Raw genomic sequence first — 15,381 nt, 5'->3', positions numbered from 1 at the left:
GGCGGCAACCGCCCTCTTCCGCTTCCTAAAGGTGGTGGACAGCGGGAATAAAGGCTACGCCTCTTGGACCCTTACGTGCAGGCCGCACTGGTCATCGTCGCGCAAGTCACATTGATTGGCGGGTTTCAGCGCATGACGCACCGGGAAACACACGGAGTTTCGTGCGTTTCCTCTGGCGCGGGGCAGCGCAGACGTGCACCCCTGCCGCTCGTATGTGCGCGACGGGATCGACTTTACTTCAGCTTTGATCTCTGGGGGTGCCTGGTTTGGGTTCCGGACCAGGTCCGGGGAGGCTGACCTTGATCCGGCAGCCGCGCGGGGACTCCGCCACCCCTATCCGCCCGCCGTGCAGATCCACCGCCCAGCGCGCGATCGCCAGCCCCAGACCGGTGCCGCCGTCGCTGCCCGGCCCCGGCCGCCGCCGGCCGTCCACCGGGGAGAGCCCGCCCCGGTTGAACCGCTCGAAGACCCGGTGCCGCTCCGCCTCCGGGATGCCGGGGCCCTCGTCCAGCACCTCCAGCTCCAGGCTCTCCGGGCCGTCGCCGCGCCGGGCGCGCACGGTCACCCGGCCGTGTGCCGGGCTGTGCTTCACCGCGTTGTCGATGAGGTTCGCCATCACCTGGTGCAGCCGCTCGGCGTCGGCGTGCGCGGTCAGCTCGGGCGGCGAGACGTCCAGGTTGAGATGGACGTCCTTACGGGTGTGGGCGCCCGAATGGGACTCCGCGCCCTTGGCCATCCCGGCCTCCTTGAGGATCCCGGCCAGATACGGCCAGACCTCGAACCGCCGCGCGTGCAGCGGCACCACCCCGTTGTCGAGGCGGGAGAGGTCGAGCAGCTGGTCCACCAGGCGGCCCAGGCGCTGGGTCTGCTTCAGCGCGACCCGCATGGTCTCCGGATCGGCGTCCGAGACCCCGTCCACCACGTTCTCCAGGACCGCCCGCAGCGCCGCGATCGGGGTGCGCAGCTCATGCGAGACGTTGGCCACCAGCTCCTTGCGGTGGGTGTCCACCGCCTCCAGGTCGGCCGCCATCCGGTTGAACGCGGAGGCCAGGTCGCCGAACTCGTCCCCGCGCTGCGCCGCCCGCACCCGCCGGGTGTAGTCCCCGTTCGCCATCGCCCGGGTGACCTCGGTCATCTCGTCCAGCGGGGCCGTCAGCCCGTTCGCCACGAACTGGGTGATCAGCAGCGAGGCGATGATCGAGAAGATGGTGATGACGCGCAGCTCGGTGTCGGAGTGCATCGCCGCGAAGACGAGCAGCGTGGTGATGATCACCGAGCCGACGACCAGCGCCCCCAGCGCCGCCTTGACCGAGCGGTACGGGTCGAAGGGGCGCAGCGCCTCCCAGATCCGGGCCCAGGTGGCGCGGGACCACGCCCGTCGGCCCATGGGCGCCCCGGGCAGCCGGCAGGCCCCGGGGACCTTGCGCGGCCAGAGCTTGGGGGCCTTGTCCGCCCAGACCTGGGGGGCCCTGCGCGCCCAGCCCCCGCGCGCCCGGCCCCGGGCAGCCGTGCCTGCCCGGACCCTGGGGATCCTGCGTGCCCAGCGGGCCTTCGTCATGCCGCCGGGGTCTCCAGGGCGTAGCCCACGCCGTGCACCGTACGGATCCGCTCCGCGCCGATCTTCCGGCGCAGCGCCTTGATGTGGCTGTCCACGGTGCGGGTGCCCGAGGCGTCCGCCCAGTCCCACACCTCGGCCAGCAGCTGCTCGCGCGAGAGCACCGCGCGCGGGGTGTTGGCCAGACAGACCAGCAGATCGAACTCGGTCGGGGTGAGGTGCACATCCGAGCCGCGCACCCGCACCCGGCGCTGGGCGTGGTCGATCTCCAGCTCGCCCAGGCGCAGGATCCCGCTGCGCGGGGTGTGCGCGGCCAGCGCCGCCCGCTCCACCCGCCGCAGCAGTACGTGCACCCGCGCGGCCAGTTCGCGCATGGAGAACGGCTTGGTCATGTAGTCGTCGGCGCCGACCCCGAGCCCCACCAGCATGTCGGTCTCGTCGTCGCGCGCGGTCAGCATGAGCACGGGCACCGGCCGCCGGGCCTGCACCCGGCGGCAGACCTCCAGACCGTCGAAGCCCGGCAGCATCACGTCGAGGACGAGCAGATCGGGCTGCCACGCCTCGGCCGTGTCGACCGCCGCCGGACCGTCTCCCGCCGTCTGGACCTGGAACCCCTCGGCGCGCAGCCGGGCCGCGATGGCGTCCACTATGGTCGGATCGTCCTCGACGACGAGGACCCGGCGCTGTGCGCCAGGGGTGGTCGTGGCGGTCCCGTTGTGACCGTTGTGAGTCTGCTCCATACGCCCGCCCCTGCGTCTTCCGGTGAAACCCGCGGCTCGCGCCTGGTCATCGCTCAGCCGCGTTTGGTAGGCAAGCAAGCGTAAAGCCAGCGTACGCGGCTTTGCTACGCGCCCCGAACCGCGAGATGCACGACGTCGGGAACACCCCGGGCAACGGCGACCTCTTCCGTACGCACCTGTGTGAACCCGGCATTCCGGAGGGATTCCTCGAACGCGGGCGACGGCTGCGCGGACCATACGGCCAGTACCCCGCCCGGTGCGAGACGTGCCGCGCAGGCCGTGAGCCCGGCGGGGGAGTAGAGGCCTTCGTTGTCCTCGGTGACGGTCCAGTCGGGGCCGTTGTCGATGTCCAGGCACAGCGCGTCATAGGTCCGCGGGCCCGTTCGCAGCCACTCGACCAGATCGGCGTGGACGACCTCGGCGCGCGGATCGGCCAGTGCCCCGGCGGTCCTGGCGGCCAGGGGGCCCGCGCGGTGCCAGTCGATCACCGCGGCCTCCCGCTCGACCACCGCGATCCGCCCCCAGCGGGGTTCCGCCGCCGCCTCGACCAGCGAAAACCCGACGCCGAGCCCGCCGATGAGCAGCGCGGGGGAGGGCCGGTCGGCGGGCAGCGCGTCGAGGGCGGCACGGATGAGCAGCCGCTCGGAGCGGCCGTCGGAGGTGTCCATGAGGAAGCAGCCGTTGGCGATGATCTCGAAGACGGCGTCGGCCGGGGACCCCGCGCCGCCGCGCCGCCGCAGCACCACCTCGCCGTACGGGCCCTCCCGGCGGTCGACGGTCACCGGCCGGTCGTCGGCGGCGGCGTGGAGGTCGTACGGCGGCTGCGGCTGCATGGGTGCGGAGTCCTCCCGGATGGTTCCTGACCCCGCCATCCTCGCGCCGCCTCCGCTCGCCGGTCCAACCGATTCACGGTGGCCCGGTGCCGTGCGGTTCGCGCGGCTCGGCGTCGTCCATGTCACAGCCGGAGGTGTCGTGACATGACTCACGGCGTCCTGGTTGTTGTTCCGGTCGTGACGGATAAGCGGGGAGCAGGGGGAGCGGCGGGAGTGAGAAAGGGGCGCGGGCGTTGACGACATCGGTAAGAGGGACGGATACGCCGGACGTTCCTGGTGCGCGGGCGGCGGACGGCGGTGATCCGGACGGCCTCCGGGTCGTCGCCGCTGCCGGTCCATGCGCCCGCCCGGCCGATGCCCGGCGGGCGGCGGGCCGCGGCTGGCCCGCGGCCGCCGGGGCCAGTACGCCTCGGGTGCCGGGGGCCGGGCGGGCCCGCTCGCGCCGCACGGCTGCGGTGGCGCGTTCGCTGCCGCGTGCGCTGCGCACCGTGCCGTTCACCCTCGGCTACACGCTCGTCCTGCTCGGCACCGGGCTCTACGCCCGTCTCGGCGACCCCGGCACCGTGCGCGATCTGCTCGCGGGCTCCAGTACCGATGTGTCCCACCTCTCCCAGCGACCGCTGCTGACGCTGCTGGTCAGCGCGTTGTGGGCGGTGGGCGGGCTCACCTCGCCGTATCTGGTCGCCTTCCCCCTGGTGCTCGGCGCGCTGGAGCGGCGGCTCGGCGCGGTGCGCACGGCCGGGGTGTTCCTGCTCGGACATGTGCTGGCGACGCTGCTCACCGAGGTCCCGGTGGCCGTCTCGGTGGCCGCCGGGCATCTCCCGGACAGCTCGCTGCGCCGCCTCGACTACGGGGTGAGCTACGGGCTGATCGCCTGCGCCGCCGCGCTCGCCGGGCTGCTGTCGCCCGGGCGCCGGTGGGCGCTGCTGGGCGGAGTCGGCCTCGCGCTCGCCGCCGGGATCCTCGTCGACTTCGATCCGCTCACCGGCTGGGGCCATGCCTTCGCCCTGCTGCTCGGCGTCGTCTCCTGGCCGTACGTCCGGCGAAACACCAGGTGGCACGGGCGGTCACGGCGAGACGACGATGCCTCGCCCGGCTTCGCTCACAGCGAACGGGCGTCCGGGAACACCTGAGCCCCCTCCGTGCATTGAGTGGGCATTGACTTATTGAGTCCTTGTGACTCAACTTGCCTGCCGAAGGGGAGATCATGGCTTCGCTGTCGACACCGCTCACCCTGCCCGTACTGCCTCTTGAGGACGAGGTGGTGCTCCCCGGCATGGTGGTGCCGCTGGACCTTTCCGATACCGAGGTACGCGCCGCGGTGGAGGCCGCCCAGGCCGCCGCCCGCTCCAGTGGGAGCGGAGGCGGTAAGCCGAAGGTGCTGCTGGTGCCCCGCGTCGACGGCACCTACGCCGGTATCGGCACGCTCGGCACCGTCGAGCAGGTGGGCCGGCTCTCCGACGGAGACCCCGGCGCGCTGATCCGCGGGGTGCGCCGCGTCCGCATCGGGGCCGGGACCACCGGACCCGGGGCGGCCCTGTGGGTGGAGGGGACCACGGTCGAGGAGATCGTGCCCGACCCCCTGCCCGGTGCCGTCACCGAATTGATCAAGGAGTACAAGGCGCTGGCCACCAGCTGGCTGCGCAAGCGCGGCGCCTGGCAGGTCGTGGACCGGGTGCAGCAGATCGACGATGTCTCGCAGCTCGCCGACAACTCCGGCTACTCGCCCTTCCTGTCCGTGGCCCAGCGCGTCGAACTGCTGGAGACCACCGACCCGGTGGCCCGGCTGAAGCTGGCCGTCACCTGGCTGAGCGACCACATCGCCGAGCAGGACGTGGCCGAGTCGATCGCCAAGGACGTCCAGGAGGGCGTCGACAAGCAGCAGCGCGAATTCCTGCTGCGGCGTCAGCTCGAAGCCGTCCGTAAGGAGCTCGCCGACCTCAATGGCGACCCCGAGGACGAGTCCGACGACTACCGCGCCCGCGTGGAGGCCGCCGATCTGCCGGACAAGGTCCGCGAGGCGGCCCTCAAGGAGGTCGACAAGCTGGAGCGGTCCAGCGACCAGAGCCCCGAGGGCAGCTGGATCCGCACCTGGCTGGACACCGTCCTGGAGCTGCCCTGGAACGAGCGCACCGAGGACGCGTACGACATCCAGGGCGCCAAGGCCGTGCTCGACGCCGACCACGCGGGCCTGGAGGACGTCAAGGAGCGGATCACCGAGTACCTGGCGGTGCGCAAGCGCCGCGCCGACCGGGGCCTCGGCGTCGTCGGCGGCCGCCGCGGCGGCGCGGTGCTCGCCCTCGTGGGCCCGCCCGGCGTCGGCAAGACCAGCCTGGGCGAGAGCGTCGCCCGCGCGATGGGGCGGAAGTTCGTCCGGGTCGCGCTCGGCGGCGTCCGCGACGAGGCGGAGATCCGCGGCCACCGGCGCACCTACGTGGGCGCGCTGCCCGGCCGGGTCGTCCGGGCCATCAAGGAGGCGGGCTCGATGAACCCCGTCGTCCTCCTGGACGAGATCGACAAGGTGGGCTCCGACTTCCGCGGCGACCCGGCCGCGGCCCTGCTGGAGGTCCTGGACCCGGCGCAGAACCACACCTTCCGCGACCACTACCTGGAGGTCGAACTCGACCTGAGCGACGTGGTCTTCCTCGCCACCGCCAACGTGCTGGAGGCCATCCCGGAGGCGCTGCTGGACCGGATGGAGCTGGTGCGCCTGGACGGCTACACCGAGGACGAGAAGGTCACCATCGCCCGGGACCACCTGCTGTCCCGTCAGCTGGAGCGGGCCGGTCTGGAGCCGGGCGAGGTCACGGTGACCGACGAGGCGCTGCGCAAGCTTGCGGGCGAGTACACCCGCGAGGCGGGCGTACGGACCCTGGAGCGGTCCATCGCCCGGCTGCTGCGCAAGGTGGCGGCCCAGCACGAGCTCGACGAGCGCGAACTTCCCTTCACGGTCGGCGTGGCGGAGCTGCGCCCGCTGATCGGCCGGCCGCACCACACCCCCGAGTCCGCCCAGGACCCGGCCGAGCGCCGCACCGCGGTCCCCGGCGTGGCGACCGGGCTCGCGGTCACCGGCGCGGGCGGTGACGTGCTGTTCGTGGAGGCGTCGCTGGCAGACCCGGAGACGGGCGGCGCGGGGCTGAGCCTCACCGGTCAGCTCGGCGACGTCATGAAGGAGTCCGCCCAGATCGCGCTCTCCTTCCTGCGCTCGCACGGCGCGGAGCTGGAACTGCCGGTCGGCGATCTGAAGGAGCGCGGCGTCCACCTCCACGTCCCGGCGGGCGCGGTGCCCAAGGACGGCCCGAGCGCGGGCGTCACCATGACCACCGCGCTGGCCTCGCTGCTCTCCGGCCGCCAGGTGCGCCCGGACGTGGCGATGACCGGCGAGGTGTCCCTGACCGGGCGGGTGCTGCCCATCGGCGGAGTCAAGCAGAAGCTGCTGGCGGCGCACCGGGCCGGGGTGACCACCGTGATCATTCCCAAGCGCAATGAGCCCGACCTGGACGACGTCCCCGCCGAGGTCCTGGACAAGCTCGACGTCCACCCGGTCTCCGACGTCCGCCGGGTGCTGGAGCTGGCCCTCGAGCCCGCCCGGGCGGCGGCCCCCGAAATTCCGGTGGCGGCGGCCTGAGCTTGAGACAGACAGGTCTGTCTGGTAGCTTCGGCAGTGAACCAGACAGACCTGTCTGTTCGTAGGCCGTATTGCCGTCCTCGGAGGGACTCCGTGCGCACCCTGCTCGTCCTCGCCCACCCCGATCTCGCCGCATCCCGGGTCAACGCCGCCCTCGCCGAGGCGGCCCGGCCGGTGGAGAACGTCACGCTCCACGACCTCTACGCCGGCTATCCCGATCTGCGGATCGACGTCGAGCGCGAACAGCGGCTGCTGCTGGAGCACGACCGGATCGTCCTCCAGTTCCCCTTCTACTGGTACTCGGCGCCGCCGCTGCTGAAGAAGTGGCTGGACGAGGTGTTCCTGCGCGGTTTCGCCTACGGCGGCGGCGGCACCTCGCTGCGCGGCAAGTCACTGCTGATCGCCACCTCGACGGGCAGCACCGAGGAGCAGTACCGGCCGGGCGGGGCCCACCCCTACTCGGTCGTCGATCTGCTCAAGCCCTTCGACGCCACCGCCAACATCACCGGGATGACGTACGAGGAGCCGCTCATCGTGCACGGCACCCATGGGCTCGGCGACGCCGAACTCGCCGCGTTCCAGGACCGCTATCGCGAGCTGCTGGCCTCCGGCGCGGTGCGGCGGCGCGCGCTGACCGCGGCCTGACGACCCGGGCGCGAGACGGCGAAGGGCCCGGCCGCTCACTTGGCGGCCGGGCCCTTTCGCGTACGCGAGGGGTGCCATGCCCGCTTTCCGCGTACGCAAGGGGGTGCCATGCCCGCGTTCCGCGTACGCAGGGGGTGCTTACACCCGCACCGGGCACGCCCGCGCGACCAGCGCCCGCGCCGCGTCCCGGGCGGCCTCCGTGAATTCCGGCCTCGGCTCCAGCGCCGCCGCGGCCATCACCCCGTCCACGAGGACGGAGATCTGCACGGCGAGCCGCTCGGGGTCGGCGGCCCCGGCCGCCCGGGCCAGCTCGGTCAGCCAGGCCCTCACCGCGCGCTTGTGCTCGGCGGTCGCGGCGTGGGTGGCGGTGTCCGGTTCGGTCTCGCCCGCGGTCCTGATGAAGGCGCAGCCGCGGAAGCCGTCCCGTTCGGTCGCCGAGTCCAGCGCGTCGAAGAGGCCGATGAGCCGGTCCCGGGGGTCGGCGCCGGCCGCCTCCGCGGCCTCCCGCAGCGCCCGGCGCCAGTGCTCGTCCGCTCTGTGCAGATAGGCCAGCACCAGATCGTCCTTGGCGCGGAAGTGGGAGTAGAGCGTGGCCTTCGCCACGCCCGACTCGGCGATGATCCGGTCCACTCCGACCCCGCGCACCCCATGGGCGTTGAACAGCGCGGTCGCGGTGGACAGGATCCGCTCATGGGCGGAGGGGCGGGCGCTGCTCATGATCAAGCTCCTTGACGCGGACACACGGGGCCGTGGGAGGCGACCGGGGCCGTGGAGCGACCGGGGCCGTGGAACGACCGACGCCCTCCAGCGTACAGACAGACCTGTCCGTATGCCGGAGGGCGGGACGCGCCGCATGCGGTCGGACGCGCCGGGAGTGGGGGGTGACGCGACGTGAGGCTCAGCCGTTGGCGAGGGCCTGCAGCCGGTCCATGGCGCCGTTGAACTTGTTGTGGTCGCCGACCGTCGGGCCGGAGGAGGTGTACTGCCAGATGGTGTGGAAGCCCCAGCCGGCCGGAAGCTCGCCGACGGACGAGCCGTAGCGCGGAATCCACAGCGGGTTGACGCCACCGAAGGCGGCGGAGTTGCCCGTGCAGGTCTTCCACCAGCTGGTGGAGGTGTAGATGACCGGATCGCGGCCGGTGCGCGACTTGTAGGCGCTGCTGAAGGACTTGATCCAGTTGACCATCGCACTGGCGCTCAGCCCGTAGCAGGTCGCGCCGTAGGGGTTGTACTCCATGTCGAGCGCGCCCGGCAGGGTCTTGCCGTCCTTGGACCAGCCACCGCCGTGGTCGACGAAGTAGTTGGCCTGTGCGGCACCGGTCGAGTTGTTCGGCAGGGCGAAGTGGTACGCGCCGCGGATCATGCCGACGTTGTACGAGCCGTTGTACTGCTGGGCGAAGTACGGGTTGGTGTAGCTGGTGCCCTCGGTCGCTTTGACATAGGCGAACCGGACGCCGCTGCTCCACAGCGTCGACCAGCTGACATTGCCCTGGTGGCTGCTGACGTCCACGCCCTCGACGGTGGCGAGCAGCCCCGTCGGCGCCTCATCGGTCGTGGATCCGCCCTCGTGCTTGGCTATCTGGGAACCCGCCCAGTCGTCCTCGGGATGGGGAATGGCCTTGTCGCCCTGGACCTGGGCGGCGAACGCCGAACCGGGCAGTGCGAGGGTCATGGCGAGGACCGCGGCGAGAATGCCGATCAGCGCACTGAGGGCGCGTCGGACCGAACCAGGTCTGTGCACAGGCATGGCGTTGCCTCCGAAACCTCGGTGGGGGGAGCTCCGATTGGAATGACCATGTCAGGAGTTGACGCTACGGGCGTAGATAGGCCGACGGAAGGGGGAGAGTGTGATGCCGTTGGTCTAATCCTGCGAAATACTGGTGGAGCTGCGGTAACAGCCGCGCGTGGTAGAAACTTTCACGAAGTGAAAACCCGGAGAGGGCTCTGACGTGCACAACAACGGGGCGTTGCCCCCTGCGCGGGGTGAGGGGGGCACGGTGGGCGGCATTGGTGTGGACCATGCATTCCTGGCTCTGGAGCGCGAATTGGCGGTTTTCCTCCGCAGGGCCCGTGCCGCTTCGGGGGAATTGGCCCGGGAGGTCCACCCGGAGCTGGATTCCGCCGCCTATGGACTGCTGATGCGCCTGGAGGACGCCGGTCCGCAGCGCGCCACCGAACTCGCGGGCTTCGTGGGCGTCGGCAAGGCCACGATGAGCCGTCAGCTCAGGGCTCTCGAGGGGCTCGGACTGGTGACGCGGACGCCCGATCCGGCCGATGGCCGGGCCTTCCTGGTGGAGTTGACCGAGGAGGGCCGCAGCCGCTTCAGTGCCGTGCGGGGCGCACGGCGGGCGCGGTACGCCCGCCGCCTCGCCGGGTGGGAGCGCAGCGAGGTCGCCGAACTCGCCAGGCTGCTGCACCGGTTGAACGCGGAGCAGGAGGCCGACGACCGCGGTCAGACGGCGCGCGCGGCGCAGGAGTAGGGCGCTCATACCCGTCAGGATCGGCGACCCGTGCGAATCCGGCGACGCGGATGTGGCAACCGCGCTACCCCCCTGGTGGGGCGGCCCCCGCGGTCAGGGCTCCACGAAGACCACGGCCGCGTCGTCATGGGTCTTGCCCCGGGGGAAGGCCGTACGGTCCGGATCGGCGTGCTCGGCCGCCCGCACCCGGTCGATCAGCGCCTGCGGGCCCTCCTTGCGCAGCAGCGCGAAGCACTCGGTCCAGTCGCCCTCGTGGAACCTCTCCACCCAGCGCGACGCCCCGTCGGTGAGCGCCGCCAGCGCCCGCACCTCGCCGCGCGGGAGCTCCCCGGTGACCGCCTTACGGGAGACGGCGGGGTCGGCGGCGGCGGTGAAGAAGCCCCCCGCCACGTTGCGCAGCGGGGCGAGCCGCCGGCCTTCGGCCCGCAGCCGGTCGATGCGGTCGTCCAGGACCGGGGTCACTCCGTCATGGGTCAGCTCGATGAGCAACACCGAGTCGGACAGCACCAGATGCTCGATTCGCTCGGTGTCCCAGCGCGCCGCGACGACCGTTGCCTGGGGTGTAAGGGGGTGAGAAAGGTCACATGTTGAACTATGGGCGGCGGCGGTCCGGGCGATCGCCTCGGAGAGGCACTGTGTCAGTGGCATATCCCGTCGCGAACCGGACAGTTCGAGCAGCGATCCGCCGAGCCGTGCGGTGAACCAGTCCACGCTGTGGACGCATCCGTCCCCTCCCTCGGGCGGGGTCACCCCGTCCAGCACCACGAGCGCACCGCCGCTCCCCGAGGCCGGGAGGGCTACTGATGCGTAGTCCTCGTTGGGATATTGCTGATCGCCGGGGGCGGTCGCGAGTTCGATGCGCATTCCCTCAGTCTGCCGGACCCCTGTCGATCACTACGGCGCCGAGGGTCGGACCGGGCGTTGGTCCGTACCAAGTCCATCGCCGGTTTCTCCGCTGCCTGATTGGGGTGGGATTGACACTTCTGGGAAGCTGCGGGTGGGCATCTTGTCAGGGCGCCGAGGTCTTTACCAATCCGCGCAAGGTGGTGGGAAGGTATGGCCGCGAGCCAAAGTTGGTGGTCAACTACGCAATACGGTTCACTCGTTCGGGTGGCCGGGCGGGTGATGCGTACCCGCCCCAGACCCGTCCTGAAAGGGTCGGAATCCCTGCCAGAGGTGGGGAAACACAATTGTTGATCCGTCGTCACCTCTGGTCCACGTCAGCGGTCGGGCGAGAATGGATTGTGAGCACCGGTGCGGAAGAAGCGGCTTCGGGGCACCACGCGCGATGCGGTAGGCGAGCCACGCCAGGATGAGGCGGCGCCGCGACGGCGCACCGTACGCGTCCGCCGTCGGCTCACCACGTCCGTCGCCCTCGTCTCCGTAGCCGTCCTCGGGGCCGGCACCCCCGCCGTCCTGCTCGCCCTCGACGACACCACCGACGCCCAGCACCTCGTCGACCTCGCGGAGACCAACCGCTCCACGGTGACCCTCGCCCACGCCCTCGCCGACGAGCGCGACGCCATGACCCGCTATGTCGCCGACGGCCGCACCTCCGCCTCCGGCGGCGGGGTCTCCGAGGAGATGCGCGCCCGGGTCGACCGCCGGGTCCGGGAGGCGCGCGGAGACGTCCCGGCCTCCGTCCGGCGCCGCCTCGACGCCCTCCCCGAGCTGCGCCAGGAGTCGCTGACCGGCAAGGGCTCGGCCATCGACGTCTTCACCGCCTACACCCGCACCGTCCAGGCGTTAAACGGGATCACCGACACCCTCGCCCGCCGGCTCCCGGCCGACGCCGAGTCCGGCGGTACCGCCGCGCTGGCCCCGCTCGGCCGCGCGGTGGAGGAGGCGTCCGCCACCCGCGGACTGCTGCTGGCCGCGCTCGACGCGGGCGGCGGCCAGCCCACGCTGGTCTCGGCCGCGCAGCGGACCAACCTCCGCGAGCAGTCGGCGCTCGACGACTTCGAACAGCTGGCCCCGGCCGCCATGCGCGAGGCCTACCAGCGCACCGTCAGCGGCACCGAGGTCGGCTCCGCCGAGCGCTACCTCGCCCGGCTCACCGACCAGGGCCGCCTCGCGGGCAATGACTTCTTCCTCCAGAAGGACCGCGTCGAGGCCGCCCTGAACGCCCGGATCGACCAGATGAGCGGCGCGCAGTCCTCGCTGGCCTCCGCCGAGGCCGCCCAGCTCGCGCGGGTGCGGGACGACGAGGTCACCGACCTGGAGCTGCGCATCGGCATCGTGGCCGCCGCCCTGCTGGTCGCCCTCGGTGCCGGAGTGCACAGCGCCCGCTCGATGACCCGGCCGCTGGCCGCGCTGCGGCTCGGCGCCCGGCGGGTCGCGGCCGATCCGGCGGCCGAGGAACCGGTCGAGTTCAAGGGCCGCGACGACGAGTTCGCGGACGCCGTACGGGCCGTCAACGAACTGCACGCCAAGGCCGCGCAGACGTACGAGCGGGTCGCCGAGCTCGAGCGCGAGCGCACCCGGCTCGTCGGCGAGCGGCAGCGGCTGGCCGACGAGCGGGACGGGCTGCGCGCCGAGCGGGACGCGGTCACCACCCGGCTGGAGGGGCTGCGGGCCCGGGTCCACGGCAGCTTCGTCAGCCTCGCGCTGCGCTCGCTGGGCCTGATCGAGCGCCAGCTCGCCATCATCGAGTCCCTGGAGGAGCGGGAGCAGGACCCCGACCGGCTCGAGACGCTCTTCCAGCTCGACCACCTGGCCACCGGGATGCGCCGTTACGGCGAGAACCTCCTGGTCATCGCGGGCTCCGAGCAGAAGGCCACCCATCCGGGGCCGGTGCCGCTGCTGGATGTGCTGCGCGCCTCGATCAGCGAGGTCGAGCGGTACGACCGGGTGCAGATCCAGGCGCTGCCGCCGCATGCCCAGGTCGCGGGGTTCGCCGCGGACAGCGTCAGCCACCTGATCGCCGAGCTCCTGGAGAACGCGACATCGTTTTCTCCGCCGGACGCGGCGGTCCAGATCTCCGGCTGGCTGCTGGAGACCGGCGAGGTCATGCTCTCCGTCCAGGACGAGGGCATCGGCATGACGCCCGAGCGCTTCGTGGAGCTGAACAACCGGCTCGCCGACCCCGTGCCGGAGTACTGCCAGGGCCCCCAGCCGGAGGACCCGCTGGGCCTCGGGCTGTATGTGGTGACCCGGCTGGCCGCGCGCCACGGCATCCGCGTACAGCTGCGCGAGCAGCAGCCGGGCGGGGTGGCGGCCGTGGTCGTCCTCCCGACGAAGATCCTCCCGTCCGGTCCGCCCGGCGCCGGGCTGCCGCCCGCCCCGCCGGTGGGCGCGGGCGCGACGTTCGGCGCCACCGGACCGTCCTCCTTCCTGGGCTTCCCGGGCTCGGAGGCCGAGGCGAACTCCAACGCCCTGCCGGGACAGGCCCGTTCGGTCGCGCACGACCAAGAGGGTGTGGCGGGGGCCGACGCCGAGCCGCCGGCCGAGACTGTCGCGCCGGTCGCTCCGCTCGTTCCGTCGGCTCCGTCGGCTCCGTCGGCTCCGTCGGCTCCGTCGGCTCCGTCCGCTCCGTCCGCGGGGCCGGACCCGGCGCCCCAGGCCGCCGGGCCGCCGGAGCCCGAGGACGAGCCCCGTCCTGAGCCCGAGCCCGCCGACGCCGCCGCCGAACCGGAGCCGAGCGCCCCCTGGGCCGTCCCCGGTGAGCAGTGGGGGCGGACCGGGGGGACGGGCCGCGACTACCCCATGGAGCCCACGCCGCCGCGCGGCCATCCGGCGGCCCAGGAAACCACCGGTGCGCTGCCCGCCCTGCCCAAGCGCGTCCCCAAGTTGGCCCAGGCCGACGGGCAGGACACCACCGGGTCCGGCGCGGACGACAAGTCCCCGGCGCCTCAGCCCGAGGAGCCGGAGGTCCCGGCCGTCGAGCAGACGATGGAGCTGACGCTCCGACGCCTGCGCGAGAGCCAGGGGGACCCCGAGGACCGCGGTGGCCGCTCGGGCCGCACGGATCCCGAAGGCCGCGAGGACCGCGAGGGTCGTGAGGACCGTGAGGTCCGCGACGTACGTGAGGACGCCGCGGACCGCGCGCACGCCGACGGCCGCGACGGCCACGCGGACCCCGACGGCCACGCGGACCGCGAGTGGTACCTCGGCGGCCACGGCATACGCCCGGTCGGCGCGGCCGCCTGGGGCCCGGCCACCGGCGGTCCGGCGGACCGCGCCCGGGCGTCGTACGACGGCCCGGAAGGCAGCGTCCCCCCGTCGCCCGGCGGCAGGACGGCGGAGGGTGGTGAGCGGGCAGGCGGCGGTGAGCCGTCCGCCGATCCGTACGCCATCGGCCCCGACCAGCACGCCCGCCCGGCCGACGAGGCGGCGCGCACCGACAAGGGGCTTCCCAAGCGCCGACCGCGGAACGTGGCGCTCCGGGAGCCCGATCCACGGGAGCGGACCGGCTCGGTGAACGCGGAGGAACTGCGGCGCCGGCTCGGTGGCTTCCAGCGCGGTGCCCGCGAGGGACACCGCGACGCCGCCGCCGAGTTCGCCGCCCGCGGCGAGCCCGCGCGCGGGCACGGGGGACCAGCAGGACAAACGGGGGCGCAGAACGAGGGTGGCACGGTTGAGGAGGCACGCGGGTGAATGCGCCCAGTAGTACCTACGGGTTGAGTCGCGAGGCCCGTAATCTGCACTGGTTGCTGGCAAACCTGGTCGAGGAGGTGCCGGGCGTCCGTTCGGTCGTGGTCGTCTCGACCGACGGGCTGATGCTGCTCTCCTCCGACACACGGCACCACGCCGCGGCCGCGGCGGCCGATCCGTCGGTGCAGGACGGCCCCAAGGGCTCCAGCGCGGATCTCGCGACGATCGTCTCGGGGCTCGGCAGCCTCACGCTCGGCGCGGCGAAGCTGATGGACGCCGGCGGTGTCAAGCAGACGATGGTGGCGATGGACGAGGGCAGTCTGTTCGTCATGTCGATCAGCGACGGTTCGCTGCTGGGGGTGCACGCCACCCCCGACTGTGACATGACCGTCGTCGCCTATCACATGGCGCTGTTCGTGGGCCGGGCCGGACATGTGCTCACCCCCGAGCTGCGCAATGAACTACGCAGGTCGCTGGAGCACGCGCAGTGACGGCCGCCGGGTCCGGCCGGCCCGCCCGTAAACCCGCTCGCGTACGTCCGTACTCACTCACCGGTGGCCGCACCCGCTCCGGCCATGTGCTGCTGGTGGAGACCTTCGTCGCGGCGCTGGAGTCTCCGGACGGACGGCTCGACCTGGCCCCCAGCGGGTTGAACTCCCGGATGCTGCCGGAGATCCGGGCGATCATCGAACTGTGCGCCAGGATGCGCTCCGTCGCGGAGGTCTCCGCGATGCTCAAGATCCCACTCGGTGTGGTGCGCGTCCTGCTCAGTGACCTGGCCGACCAGGGAAAGATCCGCGTCTACGGCACCGGGCGGGGCCCCGGCCAGCCGGACCGCGCGTTGCTCGAAAGGGTGCTCAGTGGACTTCGCAGGCTCTGAGACGATCACGGCGACCCCGCCGGCGAC

General features: G+C 72.5%; 13 protein-coding genes. 7 read left to right on the top strand and 6 right to left on the bottom strand.

Going from position 1 to position 15,381, the window contains the following annotated elements; all coding sequences use genetic code 11:
* Nucleotides 1-238 precede the first annotated feature (238 nt).
* The 3 genes from LIV37_RS17575 to LIV37_RS17565 form a co-directional block, all read right to left on the bottom strand.
* A complete protein-coding gene (locus LIV37_RS17575; RefSeq protein ID WP_020868466.1) occupies nt 239-1,387 on the bottom strand; it encodes a HAMP domain-containing sensor histidine kinase in 1,149 nt (382 codons plus the stop codon).
* Between the two features lie 167 nt (nt 1,388-1,554).
* Nucleotides 1,555-2,295, bottom strand: a complete 741-nt coding sequence (locus LIV37_RS17570) for a response regulator transcription factor (RefSeq protein ID WP_014054863.1) — start codon at nt 2,293-2,295, stop codon at nt 1,555-1,557.
* A gap of 104 nt (nt 2,296-2,399) precedes the next feature.
* Nucleotides 2,400-3,128 carry a spermidine synthase family protein gene (locus LIV37_RS17565; protein ID WP_020868465.1) on the bottom strand — a complete coding sequence of 243 codons (729 nt, stop codon included), beginning with the start codon at nt 3,126-3,128 and terminating at the stop codon, nt 2,400-2,402.
* Between the two features lie 233 nt (nt 3,129-3,361).
* Here LIV37_RS17565 and LIV37_RS17560 point away from each other — a divergent pair, with 233 nt between their 5' ends.
* The 3 genes from LIV37_RS17560 to LIV37_RS17550 all read left to right on the top strand — a co-directional run bounded on the left by LIV37_RS17560 (nt 3,362) and on the right by LIV37_RS17550 (nt 7,401).
* A complete protein-coding gene (locus LIV37_RS17560; RefSeq protein WP_243146218.1) occupies nt 3,362-4,261 on the top strand; it encodes a rhomboid-like protein in 900 nt (299 codons plus the stop codon).
* 74 nt (nt 4,262-4,335) lie between these two features.
* Entirely contained in the window at nt 4,336-6,756 is a 2,421-nt protein-coding gene (lon, locus tag LIV37_RS17555) for an endopeptidase La (protein ID WP_020868463.1), read from the top strand.
* A gap of 93 nt (nt 6,757-6,849) precedes the next feature.
* The gene (locus LIV37_RS17550) at nt 6,850-7,401 is read left to right on the top strand and encodes an NAD(P)H-dependent oxidoreductase (protein ID WP_020868462.1); all 552 of its coding nucleotides are present in this window, start codon (nt 6,850-6,852) and stop codon (nt 7,399-7,401) included.
* 138 nt (nt 7,402-7,539) lie between these two features.
* On the opposite strand, the gene LIV37_RS17545 is transcribed toward LIV37_RS17550, so the two are convergent.
* Together LIV37_RS17545 and LIV37_RS17540 are read right to left on the bottom strand one after the other, a co-directional pair.
* A complete protein-coding gene (locus tag LIV37_RS17545) occupies nt 7,540-8,118 on the bottom strand; it encodes a TetR/AcrR family transcriptional regulator (RefSeq protein WP_020868461.1) in 579 nt (192 codons plus the stop codon).
* A gap of 181 nt (nt 8,119-8,299) precedes the next feature.
* Nucleotides 8,300-9,148 (bottom strand): lysozyme, encoded by an 849-nt coding sequence (locus LIV37_RS17540; protein ID WP_020868460.1) that lies wholly within the window; start codon nt 9,146-9,148, stop codon nt 8,300-8,302.
* Nucleotides 9,149-9,350: 202 nt separating this feature from the next.
* Here LIV37_RS17540 and LIV37_RS17535 point away from each other — a divergent pair, with 202 nt between their 5' ends.
* Nucleotides 9,351-9,881: a MarR family winged helix-turn-helix transcriptional regulator gene (locus tag LIV37_RS17535; protein WP_121824830.1), complete on the top strand. Its 531-nt coding sequence runs from the start codon at nt 9,351-9,353 to the stop codon at nt 9,879-9,881.
* A gap of 93 nt (nt 9,882-9,974) precedes the next feature.
* Here the strand turns inward: LIV37_RS17535 and LIV37_RS17530 are convergent, their stop codons facing one another.
* Nucleotides 9,975-10,745 carry a protein phosphatase 2C domain-containing protein gene (locus LIV37_RS17530; protein ID WP_020868458.1) on the bottom strand — a complete coding sequence of 257 codons (771 nt, stop codon included), beginning with the start codon at nt 10,743-10,745 and terminating at the stop codon, nt 9,975-9,977.
* Between the two features lie 390 nt (nt 10,746-11,135).
* Between LIV37_RS17530 and LIV37_RS51765 the strand changes: the two genes are divergently transcribed.
* The 3 genes from LIV37_RS51765 to LIV37_RS17510 are packed head-to-tail and all read left to right on the top strand — an operon-like array spanning nt 11,136 to nt 15,354.
* Complete coding sequence (locus LIV37_RS51765; RefSeq protein ID WP_020868457.1) at nt 11,136-14,477, top strand: nitrate- and nitrite sensing domain-containing protein; 3,342 nt, start codon at nt 11,136-11,138, stop codon at nt 14,475-14,477.
* Entirely contained in the window at nt 14,474-14,965 is a 492-nt protein-coding gene (locus LIV37_RS17515) for a roadblock/LC7 domain-containing protein (protein ID WP_121824831.1), read from the top strand. The genes LIV37_RS51765 and LIV37_RS17515 overlap by 4 nt, the downstream gene beginning before the upstream one ends.
* A complete protein-coding gene (locus LIV37_RS17510) occupies nt 14,962-15,354 on the top strand; it encodes a DUF742 domain-containing protein (protein ID WP_020868455.1) in 393 nt (130 codons plus the stop codon). The genes LIV37_RS17515 and LIV37_RS17510 overlap by 4 nt, the downstream gene beginning before the upstream one ends.
* The last annotated feature ends 27 nt before the right edge of the window (nt 15,355-15,381 follow it).

The sequence above is a fragment of the Streptomyces rapamycinicus NRRL 5491 genome, assembly GCF_024298965.1.
Classification (GTDB): Bacteria; Actinomycetota; Actinomycetes; order Streptomycetales; family Streptomycetaceae; genus Streptomyces; species Streptomyces rapamycinicus.
Note: the sequence above shows the minus strand (reverse complement) of the source record. Positions and strands in the feature narration are given on the sequence as shown.

Excerpts from the sequence above, each read along its gene's own strand:
- LIV37_RS17575 (WP_020868466.1), bottom strand. The coding sequence starts at position 1,387 with ATGGGCCGACGGGCGTGGTCCCGCGCCACCTGGGCCCGGATCTGGGAG.
- LIV37_RS17530 (WP_020868458.1), bottom strand. The coding sequence starts at position 10,745 with ATGCGCATCGAACTCGCGACCGCCCCCGGCGATCAGCAATATCCCAAC.
- lon (WP_020868463.1), top strand. The coding sequence starts at position 4,336 with ATGGCTTCGCTGTCGACACCGCTCACCCTGCCCGTACTGCCTCTTGAG.
- LIV37_RS17545 (WP_020868461.1), bottom strand. The coding sequence starts at position 8,118 with ATGAGCAGCGCCCGCCCCTCCGCCCATGAGCGGATCCTGTCCACCGCG.
- LIV37_RS17570 (WP_014054863.1), bottom strand. The coding sequence starts at position 2,295 with ATGGAGCAGACTCACAACGGTCACAACGGGACCGCCACGACCACCCCT.
- LIV37_RS17540 (WP_020868460.1), bottom strand. The coding sequence starts at position 9,148 with ATGCCTGTGCACAGACCTGGTTCGGTCCGACGCGCCCTCAGTGCGCTG.
- LIV37_RS17565 (WP_020868465.1), bottom strand. The coding sequence starts at position 3,128 with ATGCAGCCGCAGCCGCCGTACGACCTCCACGCCGCCGCCGACGACCGG.